11 protein-coding genes, 10 tRNA genes and 2 rRNA genes are annotated in these 14,288 nt (G+C 38.6%); 22 read left to right on the top strand and 1 reads right to left on the bottom strand.

Annotated elements, in window-relative coordinates:
• The 17 genes from NLW78_RS15150 to glmS form a co-directional block, all read left to right on the top strand.
• Positions 1 to 113 (top strand): 23S ribosomal RNA (locus NLW78_RS15150); the annotation flags it as partial.
• 107 nt (positions 114 to 220) lie between these two features.
• Positions 221 to 336 (top strand): 5S ribosomal RNA (gene rrf, locus NLW78_RS15145).
• A gap of 77 nt (positions 337 to 413) precedes the next feature.
• A tRNA-Asn gene (locus NLW78_RS15140) sits at positions 414 to 488 on the top strand.
• Positions 489 to 491: 3 nt separating this feature from the next.
• Positions 492 to 563 (top strand) — tRNA-Thr (locus NLW78_RS15135).
• A gap of 172 nt (positions 564 to 735) precedes the next feature.
• Positions 736 to 807 (top strand) — tRNA-Glu (locus NLW78_RS15130).
• A gap of 4 nt (positions 808 to 811) precedes the next feature.
• Positions 812 to 887 (top strand) — tRNA-Val (locus NLW78_RS15125).
• Between the two features lie 3 nt (positions 888 to 890).
• A tRNA-Thr gene (locus tag NLW78_RS15120) sits at positions 891 to 966 on the top strand.
• A 15-nt stretch (positions 967 to 981) separates the two neighbouring features.
• Positions 982 to 1,066 (top strand) — tRNA-Tyr (locus NLW78_RS15115).
• 8 nt (positions 1,067 to 1,074) lie between these two features.
• Positions 1,075 to 1,149: transfer RNA gene (locus NLW78_RS15110), tRNA-Gln, on the top strand.
• 10 nt (positions 1,150 to 1,159) lie between these two features.
• A tRNA-Lys gene (locus NLW78_RS15105) sits at positions 1,160 to 1,232 on the top strand.
• A 7-nt stretch (positions 1,233 to 1,239) separates the two neighbouring features.
• Positions 1,240 to 1,311 (top strand) — tRNA-Gly (locus NLW78_RS15100).
• Between the two features lie 16 nt (positions 1,312 to 1,327).
• Positions 1,328 to 1,403, top strand: a tRNA-Ala gene (locus NLW78_RS15095).
• A gap of 280 nt (positions 1,404 to 1,683) precedes the next feature.
• Entirely contained in the window at positions 1,684 to 2,586 is a 903-nt protein-coding gene (gene rocF, locus NLW78_RS15090) for an arginase (protein WP_254497978.1), read from the top strand.
• A gap of 163 nt (positions 2,587 to 2,749) precedes the next feature.
• Positions 2,750 to 3,571, top strand: a complete 822-nt coding sequence (cdaA, locus tag NLW78_RS15085) for a diadenylate cyclase CdaA (protein ID WP_254497977.1) — start codon at positions 2,750 to 2,752, stop codon at positions 3,569 to 3,571.
• The gene (locus tag NLW78_RS15080) at positions 3,564 to 4,802 is read left to right on the top strand and encodes a CdaR family protein (RefSeq protein WP_254497976.1); all 1,239 of its coding nucleotides are present in this window, start codon (positions 3,564 to 3,566) and stop codon (positions 4,800 to 4,802) included. The genes cdaA and NLW78_RS15080 overlap by 8 nt, the downstream gene beginning before the upstream one ends.
• Before the next feature lie 39 nt (positions 4,803 to 4,841).
• Positions 4,842 to 6,203, top strand: a complete 1,362-nt coding sequence (gene glmM / locus NLW78_RS15075) for a phosphoglucosamine mutase (RefSeq protein WP_254497975.1) — start codon at positions 4,842 to 4,844, stop codon at positions 6,201 to 6,203.
• 457 nt (positions 6,204 to 6,660) lie between these two features.
• Positions 6,661 to 8,463, top strand: a complete 1,803-nt coding sequence (gene glmS / locus NLW78_RS15070) for a glutamine--fructose-6-phosphate transaminase (isomerizing) (protein ID WP_254497974.1) — start codon at positions 6,661 to 6,663, stop codon at positions 8,461 to 8,463.
• Between the two features lie 244 nt (positions 8,464 to 8,707).
• Here glmS and NLW78_RS15065 read toward each other — a convergent pair whose 3' ends face one another.
• Positions 8,708 to 9,247, bottom strand: a complete 540-nt coding sequence (locus tag NLW78_RS15065; protein ID WP_254497973.1) for a GbsR/MarR family transcriptional regulator — start codon at positions 9,245 to 9,247, stop codon at positions 8,708 to 8,710.
• Between the two features lie 296 nt (positions 9,248 to 9,543).
• On the opposite strand from NLW78_RS15065, the gene NLW78_RS15060 reads away from it, so the two are divergent.
• The 5 genes from NLW78_RS15060 (at position 9,544) to NLW78_RS15040 (ending at position 14,226) form a co-directional block, all read left to right on the top strand.
• Entirely contained in the window at positions 9,544 to 10,677 is a 1,134-nt protein-coding gene (locus NLW78_RS15060; protein ID WP_254497972.1) for a betaine/proline/choline family ABC transporter ATP-binding protein, read from the top strand.
• Complete coding sequence (locus NLW78_RS15055; protein WP_254497971.1) at positions 10,677 to 11,318, top strand: ABC transporter permease; 642 nt, start codon at positions 10,677 to 10,679, stop codon at positions 11,316 to 11,318. The genes NLW78_RS15060 and NLW78_RS15055 overlap by 1 nt, the downstream gene beginning before the upstream one ends.
• Before the next feature lie 68 nt (positions 11,319 to 11,386).
• Positions 11,387 to 12,295 (top strand): glycine betaine ABC transporter substrate-binding protein, encoded by a 909-nt coding sequence (locus tag NLW78_RS15050; protein ID WP_254497970.1) that lies wholly within the window; start codon positions 11,387 to 11,389, stop codon positions 12,293 to 12,295.
• A 23-nt stretch (positions 12,296 to 12,318) separates the two neighbouring features.
• On the top strand, positions 12,319 to 12,969 hold the full coding sequence (locus NLW78_RS15045) for an ABC transporter permease (RefSeq protein WP_254497969.1): 651 nt from the start codon (positions 12,319 to 12,321) through the stop codon (positions 12,967 to 12,969).
• 75 nt (positions 12,970 to 13,044) lie between these two features.
• A complete protein-coding gene (locus tag NLW78_RS15040; protein WP_254497968.1) occupies positions 13,045 to 14,226 on the top strand; it encodes a M20 metallopeptidase family protein in 1,182 nt (393 codons plus the stop codon).
• Positions 14,227 to 14,288: the final 62 nt, after the last annotated feature.

The following is a 14,288-nucleotide window of genomic DNA, read 5'->3' as shown; positions in this document are numbered from 1 at the left end:
CCATCACTTCGAGTGAGTAAGATCCCTCAGAGACGATGAGGTAGATAGGTCCGAGGTGGAAGCATGGTGACATGTGGAGCTGACGGATACTAATCGATCGAGGACTTAACTTTATCTAAAATGAACGTAAGTTCATCAATGCGAATTTTCTTCTTATCTAGTTTTGAAGGTGTTTTTCATTATAATAGCAAACCTTAATAAGGATGAAACATCCTGTAAGTCCGGTGGCGATGGCGGAGAGGTCACACCTGTTCCCATTCCGAACACAGAAGTTAAGCTCTCCAGCGCCGATGGTAGTTGGGGTCCTTCCCCTGCGAGAGTAGGACGCTGCCGGGCATAGTAATTCTTAGATGTATGCTGTCGATATAAAAGTCGAGAATATACATCTCATTGTATTGTCAGATTATGTATATTCCACCGTAGCTCAGTGGTAGAGCAATCGGCTGTTAACCGATTGGTCGCAGGTTCGAATCCTGCCGGTGGAGCCATTTGCTTCCATAGCTCAGTGGTAGAGCGCTTCCATGGTAAGGAAGAGGTCGCCGGTTCAAGCCCGGCTGGAAGCTCTTGAGGAGTAGGTGGGTTGAGCAGATTATCCTCATTTGGATATCAGCTCTTTTTTAATGGCACTTCCTTTCCAATGATGAAAAAAATAAAAAATAACCCTTTACTTTTCAGTTTGTATGTTATATAATATATTTCGTCGGTTTTGAAGAAATAACATAATTGTTTGCCAACGGCCCGTTGGTCAAGTGGTTAAGACACCGCCCTTTCACGGCGGTAACACGGGTTCGAATCCCGTACGGGTCATATTGGAGGATTAGCTCAGCTGGGAGAGCACCTGCCTTACAAGCAGGGGGTCGGTGGTTCGAGCCCGCCATCCTCCACCATTCGCCGGCCTAGCTCAATTGGTAGAGCAACTGACTTGTAATCAGTAGGTTGGGGGTTCAAGTCCTCTGGCCGGCACCAGTAATTATTATATATGGAGGGGTAGCGAAGTGGCTAAACGCGGCGGACTGTAAATCCGCTCCCTCAGGGTTCGGGAGTTCGAATCTCTCCCCCTCCACCATTTAATGTTGGGCCATAGCCAAGCGGTAAGGCAACGGGTTTTGGTCCCGTGATGCGCTGGTTCGAATCCAGCTGGCCCAGCCATTTTTATTTAGAGCCATTAGCTCAGTCGGTAGAGCATCTGACTTTTAATCAGAGGGTCGGAGGTTCGAATCCTCCATGGCTCATCATTTTGCGGAAGTAGTTCAGTGGTAGAACACCACCTTGCCAAGGTGGGGGTCGCGGGTTCGAATCCCGTCTTCCGCTTCGAAACTGAAATACTGGGGCCTTAGCTCAGCTGGGAGAGCGCCTGCCTTGCACGCAGGAGGTCAGCGGTTCGATCCCGCTAGGCTCCACCATACATATCAATTATTAGACTGTCTTTCAAAAGACAGTCTTTTTTAGTTTAAAAAAGCTGCCCTGTAAACCCTTATGTTTCTTCCACCTTATATTTATAATGTATTTCTAATAAGTAAACGTGTCGTTTTGACTGCCTTGGCGTGTCTAATACTCTTCTTATCGCTAGTCATTATCAAAATTATTTTAGTAGTAAAACTCGTATATATATACGAGTTTTTGTCGAGTTGAACCACATCCCCTTCTATTCTTACAATATAGGTAGACAAAGGAGGAGGAACAATGAATAAAAACATTTCGATAATTGGAGTCCCGATGGACTTAGGCCAAAACCGCAGGGGAGTAGATATGGGGCCAAGTGCAATTAGGTATGCAGGGGTTGTGGAACGACTGGAGGCGCTTCAGTTACATATAGAAGATCTAGGTGATTTAGAGATAGAACGCCCTCAAAGGCATCCAGACCTTAGTGAAGGGAACTTACGTAACTTAAGAGAGGTTGCTCATGGGAGCGAAGCATTAGCAGATGCAGTGAATAAAATTGTTGAAAAAAATCGGTTCCCCCTTATTTTAGGTGGAGACCATAGTATAGCCATAGGGTCTATTGCGGGAGTGGCCAATCATTATCGCAATTTGGGTGTTATCTGGTACGATGCACATGGTGATCTAAATACAGGAGAAACATCGCCGTCTGGTAATATTCACGGCATGCCCTTAGCTGTGAGCCTGGGTTTAGGGGATGATAAGCTTGTCAATATCGGGGGAGTAAACCCGAAAGTTAAACCGGAAAATGTGATTATAATAGGTGCTCGCTCCTTAGATGAGGGAGAACGTGAACTTATACGTGAAAAAGGAATTAAAGTATATACAATGCACGAAATTGACAAAATCGGTATGACCCAAGTTATGACAGAGGCGATTACATTCTTAAAAGAGAATACAGATGGTGTTCACTTAAGCTTGGATTTAGACGGCTTAGACCCCCATGATGCACCGGGTGTAGGAACACCTGTTATTGGCGGGCTAAGTTATCGTGAAAGTCATTTAGCTATGGAAATGTTGGCTGAATCGAATTTAGTCACTTCAGCTGAATTTGTTGAAGTGAATCCAATCTTAGACGAAAAAAATAAAACGGCAACTGTAGCAGTAGGCTTAATGGGTTCATTGTTTGGGGAAAAATTATTATAATTCATAAAATAAAAAAGCAACTATTGTCATTGATAATAGTTGCTTTTTTTAATATTTTGAATGGGTTGATTGCATTGTGATATGCTAACGAAAAGGTAAAATATGATATAATAAACTTTGGTATAAATTGAGTAACTAATTCAACGGTAGAGGAAGTGTGTACATGCTTGATGGGGGATTAGATATCGTATACTTCTTACGAATCATCATTGATATCGCCCTAGTGTGGTTTATTTTATATAAATTGATCATGCTTATCCGTGGGACTAAGGCAGTTCAATTATTAAAAGGTATTTTTGTTGTCTTAGCCATTTGGTTTTTAAGTAGTGTATTTCAATTACAAACCATAAAGTGGCTTATGGAACAAGCCATAACTTGGGGTTTCCTGGCAGTCATTATTTTGTTCCAGCCTGAATTAAGAAGGGCTTTAGAACAGCTTGGAAGAGGAAGATTTTTTGCTCGAAATACATATTCGGAAGAGCAAGAGGTTACTGGTACGATTGAAGGTATTATAAAAGCAACAACATATATGGGTAAGCGTCGAATCGGTGCACTGATTACAATTGAGCGGGATACCGGCATGGGTGATTATGTCGAGACTGGGATACCGATTGGTGGAAGGCTTACAAGTGAGCTTTTAACGAATATCTTTATTCCCAATACACCACTGCACGACGGTGCTGTTATTGTGAAAGGGAATGAAATAATCGCTGCAGCTTGCTATTTACCGTTATCAGAGAGCCCTTTTATTTCAAAAGAACTTGGGACGAGACATCGGGCAGCATTAGGGATCAGTGAAGTTACGGATGCTTTAACTATCGCTGTCTCAGAGGAAACGGGTTCCATTTCTTGTACTAAAAATGGTGAATTGTATCGGGAATTAAATGAAGAAGCTTTAAGAGAGTTATTAAATAGTGAAATGAATCCTATTAGTAAAACCCCTACAATGAAACATTGGAACTGGAGGGGGAAGAAGAATGGATAAATGGTTAAAATCACCGTGGTTTAATCGAGTGTTATCGCTCATATTAGCAGTTTTATTATATACAGCTGTAAGTCTTGATCAACAAAATGTTTCTAGAACGGATGGAACTTTTTTTCCTGCAGGTATAGATGAAATTGGTACAATGAATGATGTGCCGCTACAGGTGTATATGGATCAAGAAAAATATGTTGTGCATGGTGTACCGGCATTCGTGTCTGTATCAGTACAAGGACCAAAAAGTGTTATTACACCTACTGTAAGACAAAGGTCCTTTGATGTTTTTGTTGATATAGAAGACTTAGAGCCTGGGACACATGAAGTGGAAGTGCATCATCGCGGTATGTCTAATCAACTTTCAGTTTCAATAGAACCAAGTACAATTGAAGTAACCATTGAAGAAAAAGCAACGAGGGATTTCCTAGTTGGCATTGAATATATAAATGACGAGAAAATTAAAGACCGTTACATAATTGGGCAACCGTCTTTGACTCCAAATCAAGTAGAAGTAACAGGTTCATTGTCAGAAGTGGGCAAAGTGACAATTGTGAAGGCAATTGTTGATTTAGCGGGTATAGAAGGTTCTCAAGATGTAGAAATAAGAAATGCACCTGTCAAAGTATATGACAGGCAAGGTAATGAATTAAATGTATATGTAAACCCTTCTACTGTCCGGGCTGAAGTACCAATCCAAGGTACAAGTAAAAACGTACCAATCTCAGTTGAGACAATAGGCGAATTAGAGGAAGGTTTAAGTTTACAAAAAATCGAAGTTAAACCGGAAAATGCAACAATTTATGGCTTAGAGAATGATATACAAAACATTACGCAAATTGATAATTTAACTGTAGATCTTTCAACAATTACAGAAGATAGAACACTAGAAACGAATATTCCTGTACCTACTGGAGTCGTTCATATGGAACCGAATAAGGTACGTGTCATTGTAGATGTTGAACGTACTGAGGAGAAAACAGTTGAGGACATTGATATCCAGTTTGAAAATGAGGGGAATTATACGATCACACTACTGGAACCTGAAAAAGAACATTTCACAATTACGGTGTTCGGTACAAACAGTCAACTACAAAGTATTACGGCAGAGGATTTTTCTGTTTCGGTTGATGTAGGTGGATATGGAAGAGGAGAGCATGAGTTGCCGATTCAAATAGAAGGACCGAATAATATAGAATACCAGCCAAATCACACAAATGCACGTATTCGAATTGAATAAATAATAACAGAACGCAACTGCAGTGAAGGAGCGATAAGAATGGGTAAGTATTTTGGAACAGATGGTGTCCGTGGAGTTGCAAATAAAGATTTGCTTCCAGAACTCGCGTTTAAAATAGGACGATATGGTGGATATGTGCTAACAAAAAACAAAAGTGGTGAAGAAAGACCAAAGGTACTTATAGGGCGAGACACCAGAATATCTGGTCATATGCTAGAGGGAGCGTTAGCTGCAGGCTTATTGTCAATTGGTGCTGAAGTAATGCGTCTCGGTGTTATTTCAACACCAGGTGTAGCTTATTTAACAAAAGCGCTAGGTGCTGATGCAGGTGTTATGATTTCTGCTTCTCACAATCCTGTAGAGGATAACGGTATTAAGTTTTTTGGTTCTGACGGGTTTAAATTAACTGATGATCAAGAGACTGAAATTGAGCAATTTATCGATGCGGAAGAAGATGAACTCCCTCGACCGATAGGTAGTAATTTAGGTCAAGTGAATGATTATTTTGAGGGCGGACAGAAATACTTGCAATTTTTAAAGCAGACCGTTGACTATGACTTTGAAGGCTTGCACATTGCTTTAGATTGCGCAAATGGTTCCACATCATCTTTAGCACCTCACTTATTTGCAGACTTAGAGGCAGAAATTTCAACGATAGGAACATCACCGGACGGGTTAAACATTAACGCAGGTGTAGGCTCTACTCATCCAGAAACCTTGAAAGAATTTGTTCTGGAAAAGGGTGCGGATATAGGGCTGGCATTTGATGGTGATGGGGATCGGCTCATTGCTATAGATGAAAAGGGACGAATTGTAGACGGTGATCACATTCTTTATATTTGCGGAAAATATTTAAAGGAGCAAGGACGCCTCCATGAGGATACAATTGTTTCAACAATAATGAGCAATATCGGTTTTTACAAAGCATTAAATAAGAACGGCATGTATAGTCAAAAAACGGCTGTTGGTGACAGATATGTAATGGAGGAGATGCGACGAAATCAATACAGTTTAGGCGGAGAGCAATCCGGCCATATTATATTTTTAGATTACATTACAACTGGCGATGGCATGCTAACAGCGTTACAACTAGTGAATGTCTTGAAGGATGCAGGAAAGCCTTTGTCAGAATTAGCTGATGAAATGCCAAAATATCCTCAAGTATTAAAAAATGTAAGAGTTACCGATAAAAAAGCGGTTGAAAATAATGAAGTGATTCAAGAAAAAATTGAAACTGTAGAACAAAAATTAGGCGATGAAGGTCGAGTGTTAGTAAGAGCATCAGGTACTGAACCTTTAATTCGTGTGATGGTTGAAGCACCGACAAAAGAGGAATGTGATCAATATGTTGATGAAGTAGTTGACGTCATTGAACAACAATTAGGTGCTACGCAAAGTTAAACATAGTTTTTAAAAAATATGCGCAGGTGTCACATTAGGTGTTACCTGCGCATATTCTATATTGTATTGTTTCTTATATGATTTGTCATTGACTGTATTGTATTGTTTCTTATATGATTTGTCATTGACTGTATTGTAGCGGTCAGATAAAATGAAAAGTGCTTGTAATTCAAGAAAATGGAAAGGAGGATCGGGAATATTTCATTATCTAAAGCGCCAGGACTATTTTCGGACGGAAAGAAAATAGTTGACGAGGTGGAGGTTTATCGAGTTTTCGGCGGATGCCTCCCGGTTGCAACACCTCAACCGAACGTTTGCACTTAAACCAAAGAGGCGACTCTTTGACCAAAGGGTGTAAATTAGGTGTACATTTTATTGACTAACACGAGAGAGGGGCAAACTATGCCCCTGCCTGATGGTAATTGTTTGCCCCTCTGTGTAGAGGAGGAAAACAAAGATGTGCGGAATTGTTGGGTATATTGGAGAAAATGATACGAAAGAAATACTGTTAAAAGGTCTTGAGAAGCTGGAATACCGTGGTTATGATTCTGCAGGAATCTCTGTTTTAAATCATGAAGGAAGTCATGTATTTAAAGTGAAGGGTCGAATTGCAACTTTACGTGAGAGCGTTGATGAGGGTGTTAAGTCAACAATTGGAATTGGTCATACACGCTGGGCAACACATGGTGCACCGAGCAAAGAAAATGCTCACCCGCATGTAAGTAATTCTGAACGTTTTTCATTAGTTCATAATGGTGTAATTGAAAACTATGCAGAACTTCGAGACGAATATCTTCAAGGGGTCAATCTAAATAGTGATACGGATACAGAAATTGTCGTTCAACTTATCGAAAAGTTGAACAATGATCTGAATGATGTAGATAAAGCGTTTCGTGAAGCAATCGGCCTTTTAAAAGGTTCATATGCTATTGCGGTTCTTGACCGAGAAAATGATGAAGCCATTTATGTAGCCAAAAACAAAAGTCCATTACTCGTCGGAGTTGGTGATGGATTTAACGTTATATCTAGTGATTCATTGGCGATGCTCCATGTTACCGATCGTTTTGTAGAATTAATGGATCAAGAGAGTGTTATTGTACGTCGTAATGAGATTGAAATTCGCACATTAGACGGTACACGTGTAGAACGTGAACCGTTCGTTGCACAGTTGGATGCTAGTGATATTGAAAAGGGCACATACCCACACTTTATGTTAAAAGAAATTGATGAGCAGCCTTTTGTGATTCGTAAAATTATTCAAGAGTATCAAGATGACCAAGACGAAATCAAACTAGATAGTGATGTTCGTCAAGCTATGATGAGTAGTGATCGAGTTTATATTATTGCTTGTGGCACAAGTTATCATGCTGGTTTAGTAGGAAAACAACTCATTGAAAATTTAGCAAAAGTACCGGTAGAAGTACACGTAGCAAGTGAGTTTTCTTATAATATGCCACTGTTATCTGATAACCCGTTGTTTATTTTCATTTCACAAAGTGGAGAAACAGCAGACAGTCGTGCTGTTTTAGTGAAAATAAAAGAACTGGGACACCGTACTTTAACGATTACGAATGTGCCTGGCTCTACCCTTTCTCGTGAAGCTGATTATACACTGCATCTACATGCAGGGCCGGAAATTGCAGTTGCCTCAACAAAGGCATATACAGCACAAATGGCAGTATTAGCCATTTTAGCTGTCGATACTGCTAGGGCTAAAGGATTAGAATTAGATTTTAACCCGTTACAAGAGTTGGCGATTGTTGCAAATACAATGGAAGCATTGTGTGATCAAAAAGAAGCAATTGAAGGTATTGCAAGAGATTTCTTACAAGAAACACGTAATGCTTTCTTTATCGGACGTGGAATTGATTATTACGTTGGTCTTGAAGGTGCGCTGAAATTAAAGGAAATCTCTTACATTCAAGCAGAAGGATTTGCTGGAGGCGAATTAAAGCATGGAACAATTGCTTTAATTGAAGATGGAACTCCAGTGGTTGCATTAGCAACACAAGAATCCGTAAATTATGCGATTCGTGCGAATGTGCAAGAAGTTGTATCAAGAGGTGCAAATGCATGTATTATAAGTATGAAGGGACTAGATCGAGATAACGATACGTTCGTTATACCGCAAGTTCACGAACTGCTAACACCTCTTGTATCGGTAATTCCGATGCAACTCATTGCCTACTACGCTGCACTTCACCGAGACTGTGACGTTGATAAACCACGTAACTTAGCGAAAAGTGTAACTGTGGAATAAGAAGGTTAAACATCATAAAAAGTATGATATAAAATCCCGCTATGGACTTTTGCCATAGCGGGATTTTTTACTGATTATTTTCATTTTATTAAAGGGAATGACAATGCCTGTTAACTTAGGGTATCGTTGTTCAAGATCATCTTCTAATAAAGAAATAGAATTCAGTTTACGCTACTATGAATACGTAAAAAAAGAAAGTCCACTGTAAAATGGACTCTCTAATGGTTACCGCAAAAGGTTGGTCTTATTTTTTTACATTTTTCGGTACGTGCTCAAAAACCTCGTGGGATTCAAAAAATTCTACTAAACGACCTAACCAATCGTAAAATTGGAAGATTTCCTCATTCTCCTTCAAATACTGCTCAGCTTTTTCTTTTATTTCATCATCACTATTATCATCTTCAATAATCTCTTTTAACTCAACCGCAATTTTTTGACGAAAGGCTTGGTTAGAATTAATCGCTTTACGCCAGTTAGAACTAAAAAGACTAATGAAGGTTTGATAGTAATCTTGTTCAACCGTGTAAATGTCTTTCCTTACTCCCTTTTCATAGACTTTTTCAGCTAGATTAAGCTCCGTAAGTTCCCGTACTGCTTGACTCATACGAGTTTTACTCATCCCTAGCTCTTCTGTCATTTCATCTAAACTCATAGGTTTTCGGTTGTAATAGATTGCCCCCATTAAACGTCCAACAGTGGAGGGGACACCATAAGCCTTCATGTTTGATGCGATTTGTTCAACAATACGTGAGTGAATATTTTCAAGTCGTTCTTTATTATCCATATAATATCACTTCCTAATATTTTCTAACTATTATTACTGTAACATTTATGACTGAAAACCTAAAGTTAGCAAACTAGCTAACATTTGGGAGATATATCGAGATATTCTATGTGTAAACTATATAAACAACGTAAACTTAAAAGTTTACGTTGTTTATCCACTTTATAAAGTTTATTTGAGGTTTGAGAATATGTAAAGAGACCCCCTATAATTAATGTTGTGGCCAACAAGAAAAATGTCGAACGTTAGCGATCTAGTTTCACCATGCATGGCAGTAATAGAAAAGGGTGACCAAATTGATTCGTTTAGAACATGTACAAAAAATTTATGATGATGGGTTTCAGGCATTAAAAAATATTAACCTCGAGTTCAAAGAAGGGGAAATTAATGTCCTAATCGGTCCAAGTGGTTGTGGAAAAACAACGACAATGAAAATGTTAAATCGTTTAATCGATTATACAGAGGGCCAAATTTATATTAACAATAAAGAAATTACATCAATCGACACAATCGAATTACGTCGTAGTATTGGATACGTTATTCAGCATATCGGTTTATTTCCTCACATGACAATCTACAATAACGTTGCAGCTGTCCCTAGACTATTAAAATGGGATAAAGAGCGCATTGAAAAACGGGTAGATGAATTGTTGGACATGGTTGGACTTGAACCTGAAGTATATAAAAATCGTTATCCATCTGAATTAAGTGGTGGACAGCAACAACGAATTGGAGTTATCCGTGCGTTAGCTGCAGAACCTTCTATTATATTGATGGATGAACCATTTAGTGCCCTAGATCCAATTAGTCGTGAGCAACTACAAGATGAATTAGTACGACTTCAAAAAGAAATTAAAAAGACGATTGTTTTTGTTACACATGATATGGATGAAGCATTAAAAATTGCAGACCAAATTATTTTAATGAAAGATGGAGAAATCGTTCAAAAAGGAACTCCGAACGAAATTGTCCAATATCCAGCCAACGAGTTTGTAAAAGAATTTATTGGTACGGAACGACTGGGCAATAATACGACAATTCCACCTGTTGAAGCGGTAATGCTTAATGATGCTGATACTCTAGACCTTGATTCGTCACTTGAGTCGGCGGCTCAGCTTATGGGGGAGAAAAATATCCATTCATTAACCGTAGTTGATGAAAACAATAAGATCCAAGGACAAGTTACTATTTTGAATGCTTCCAATTCTCTACAAGAAAATAAGAAAGTGCACGATGTCCTTACACCAATCAATCATAAGGTTAATAAATCTTCATCTCTTAAAACAGTTCTAAACATTATGAATGACAATGATGTAAATGAACTGCCGGTGGTAGATGATTCAGAACAGTATGTCGGTATGATTACACGTAAGGAAGTTTTAAGAGTGATGACGGACCTCTATATGAATGATGGAAATGAGGGATCCTAATGGAATTAATTCTAGACTATATAGAATTTTGGCAGGAGCGATATTCCTCCATAATGGAATACACAATGCAGCACCTAACTATATCATTCGTTTCTGTTATATTGGGAGCTCTACTAGCTATCCCTTTAGGAGTTTATTTAACTAAAATACGTACTAAAGCCATTCGAAATGTAATCTTTAATACGGCGAATGTATTCCAGACTGTTCCTACTATCGCCCTGTTAGCTATAATGATACCTGTTTTAGGTATTGGCATGAAACCAGCTATCTTTGCCCTATTTCTATATTCTTTATTACCCCTTTTACGAAACACTTACGCCGGAATTGAATCAGTGGATCCTGATGTGATTGAAGCAGCACGGGGAATGGGCTTCAATACGTTTCAACGTTTATTCCAAATTGAAATACCATTAGCATTCCCATATATTATGTCAGGTCTCCGTATTACGACTGTATATATTATTAGCTGGACAACGATAGCAGCTGTTATTGGCGCAGGAGGACTTGGTGGTTTAATTATTGCGGGCTTAGGTTTTAATGATAAATTTTTAATCTTTACTGGTACGATTATGGCCGTATTGATGGCTTTGTTAGCAGAATTTTTAATGGGAAAATTAGAGAAGGCAGTAGCTTATAAATAGCGTCTAATTAATTTTATAAAAATATAAAGATGAAAAATATGTAAAAAAACTGAGGAGTGTTTTAACAGATGAAAAAACTATTATTAGCAGTTATGGCAACTACAACACTACTATTCGCTGCAGCATGTGGAAGTAATGGAGATGGAGAAATTACAGAACTTGAAATTGGTACGCAAACTTACACAGATCCAAAAATCATGGCACATATGGTTGAAGCTTTAGTTGAAGATCGTACTGATATTGAAGTAAGCATTAAAAAGGATATTTCCGCAAGTCCTCAAATAATTTCTGCAATGGACCAAGGAGAACTTCATATTGCAACACTTTATTCTGGAGAAGTTTACAATAACCACTTTGATGATGATGAGCTTGAATTTACTACAGACCCTGAGGTAACACTTGATCAAGCACAAAGGTTATTTGCTGAACACTTTGACTTTACATGGCACGATTCTTTAGGTTTCCAAAACAAATATACAGTAACAATTGATGGGGAATTTGCTGCTGCAAATAACATCGAAAAGATTTCTGATTTAGTTCCTCATGCTGACCAATTACGTTTTGGAACAGATGGATCATGGTTAGAGCGTCCAAACGACGGATACCGTGCATTTAAAGAACATTATGGTTTTGAATTTAAAGATGCACGTGGACTACAAATCGAGTTAATGTATGAAGGTGTAGAAAATAATGAATTAGATGTTATTACAGCTTATTCTGTTGATCCACAAATTTTAGAACTAGGATTAAAAGTACTAGAAGACGATAAGAACTTCTTCCCACCATATACGGCATCACTTGTTGCAAGAAATGATGTACTAGAAGAAGTACCAGAAGTTGCTGAAGCTATTGATTCTTTAACTGGTCAAATCGACGAGCAAACAATGACTCAATTGATCTATGAAGTAGATATTAACAAACGTGATGAGCAAGAAGTTGCGGTAGAGTTTCTAAAAGAAATCGGTCTATTACAATAATGACCTTTTAAAGGTGTGAAACCATGGAATTTTTTAACCAAATGATTGAGATCTTTATTTATATGGGAAATAACTGGAGTCATCTAATAGAATTAACAATTGACCATATATTAATGGTTGTTTATGGAGTCGCCCTTGCAGTTGTAGTCGGGATTCCATTAGGGATTTTATGTGTTAAGAGTGAAAAGTTAGCTTCTGTCATTTTGGCAGTTGCAAATATTCTTCAAATCATTCCAAGTTTAGCCTTGCTTGCTATTTTAATGCTTTACTTCGGTTTAGGATTTACTACAGTAGTCGTAGGGTTGTTCTTATATTCCTTACTACCGATTATCCGGAACACATACGTAGGCTTAAAAGAAGTAGACAATCATATATTAGAGGCCGGTACTGGTATTGGAATGACACCAATGCAGTTATTAGCAAAAATTCAAATCCCTTTATCACTACCGTTTATGATGGCAGGACTTCGTGTAGCGGCTGTTATCGCGGTTGGTGTAGCATCCATTGCACCTTACATCGGTGGAGATGGTCTTGGTAGAGAAATCGTTAGTGGAATAAATGGTCGTGACAATATTAAGATTTACGCTGGTGCTATTCCAGCAGCTTTGTTAGCAATCATTGCTGATTTAGTACTTGGAAAAATGCAGAAGCGTATGACAAAAAAAACAACGTAAAATGACTAGCTTAACGCCCCTGCTTACGTAGGGGCTTATTTTTTAACATGTCATGAGAGATAGAAAGGTGAAAATATGTTAGAGGCAATCTTTGCACGTTTAGATGAAATTCATCAAGAAATGATTGATATAAGAAGAGATTTACACATGCATCCAGAGCTATCCTTTCAAGAGGTTCGAACACCACAGGTGATAGCTGAATACCAACGGCGACTGGGACTTGATGTGCAAACGGAAGTAGGAGGTAGAGGAGTCGTCGCTACCTTACATGGAGAAAGACCGGGTAAAACTGTCGCTATTCGTGCTGACTTCGATGCTTTACCGATTTATGAACAAAATGATGTACCTTATAAGTCTAAAAATGAAGGCGTCATGCATGCTTGTGGACACGATGCACATACAGCTATTGCACTTGGATTAGCAAAAGTATTTTCGGAAAATAAGGATCAATTGGAAGGAAATATTGTTTTTATCCATCAACACGCTGAGGAACAAAACCCGGGCGGAGCTATTGGTATGATTGAGGATGGCTGTCTTGATGGTGTAGATGTGATCTTCGCGACGCATATGGAAAACTATTTCCCTGTAGGAAAAGTGATTTATAGTAACGGGTATATACTTGCAGCCTCTGACCGCTTTGAGATTGAAGTGAAAGGTGTAGGAGGACACGGTGCATTTCCACAGGATACGAAGGATTCGGTAGTAATTGGATCACAAATTGTTGGGAATTTACAACAAATCATTAGTCGTCGCGTTGACCCGTTAAAATCAGCTGTATTAACGGTTGGAGCTTTTCATAGTGGTGAAGCTCCTAATGTTATTGCACATAATGCAATTATTAAGGGAACAGTTCGTACTTTTGATGAAGAGATTCGTAACCAAATTGAAAAGCAGATGGAAGATATCGTCGCATATACTTGTAAAGCTTCTGGAGCAGATTATAAATTCGAATACGACCGAGGGTTTCCGGCAACGTGGAACCATCCCGAGCCAACTGAATTACTAATAGATGCAGCAAAATCAGTAGTGAATAAAGAAGATATTGTATCTATCCCTCCAAATATGGGAGGGGAAGATTTTTCCTACTTCCTTCAAAAGGTACCAGGGACATATTTCTTTACTGGGTCTGCTAATGAAGAAAAAGGCTTAATCTACCCGTACCATCATCCGAAGTTTGATATCGATGAAGATGCACTCGTGATTGGAGCAAAAACTTTAGCCTCTGCAACAATTAAATATTTAAAAAACAATAAATAAAAAAGGTATAAGTTAATGATCTCCCCAAGATTTTTTAACTATATAGATACTACTGAACAAAC

Origin of the sequence: Salirhabdus salicampi, assembly GCF_024259515.1 — a bacterium.
In the GTDB taxonomy this organism is placed as follows: domain Bacteria; phylum Bacillota; class Bacilli; order Bacillales; family Alkalibacillaceae; genus Salirhabdus_A; species Salirhabdus_A salicampi.
Note: the sequence above shows the minus strand (reverse complement) of the source record. Positions and strands in the feature narration are given on the sequence as shown.

Excerpts from the sequence above, each read along its gene's own strand:
- rocF (WP_254497978.1), top strand. The coding sequence starts at position 1,684 with ATGAATAAAAACATTTCGATAATTGGAGTCCCGATGGACTTAGGCCAA.
- cdaA (WP_254497977.1), top strand. The coding sequence starts at position 2,750 with ATGCTTGATGGGGGATTAGATATCGTATACTTCTTACGAATCATCATT.
- NLW78_RS15080 (WP_254497976.1), top strand. The coding sequence starts at position 3,564 with ATGGATAAATGGTTAAAATCACCGTGGTTTAATCGAGTGTTATCGCTC.
- glmM (WP_254497975.1), top strand. The coding sequence starts at position 4,842 with ATGGGTAAGTATTTTGGAACAGATGGTGTCCGTGGAGTTGCAAATAAA.
- glmS (WP_254497974.1), top strand. The coding sequence starts at position 6,661 with ATGTGCGGAATTGTTGGGTATATTGGAGAAAATGATACGAAAGAAATA.
- NLW78_RS15065 (WP_254497973.1), bottom strand. The coding sequence starts at position 9,247 with ATGGATAATAAAGAACGACTTGAAAATATTCACTCACGTATTGTTGAA.
- NLW78_RS15055 (WP_254497971.1), top strand. The coding sequence starts at position 10,677 with ATGGAATTAATTCTAGACTATATAGAATTTTGGCAGGAGCGATATTCC.
- NLW78_RS15050 (WP_254497970.1), top strand. The coding sequence starts at position 11,387 with ATGAAAAAACTATTATTAGCAGTTATGGCAACTACAACACTACTATTC.
- NLW78_RS15045 (WP_254497969.1), top strand. The coding sequence starts at position 12,319 with ATGGAATTTTTTAACCAAATGATTGAGATCTTTATTTATATGGGAAAT.
- NLW78_RS15040 (WP_254497968.1), top strand. The coding sequence starts at position 13,045 with ATGTTAGAGGCAATCTTTGCACGTTTAGATGAAATTCATCAAGAAATG.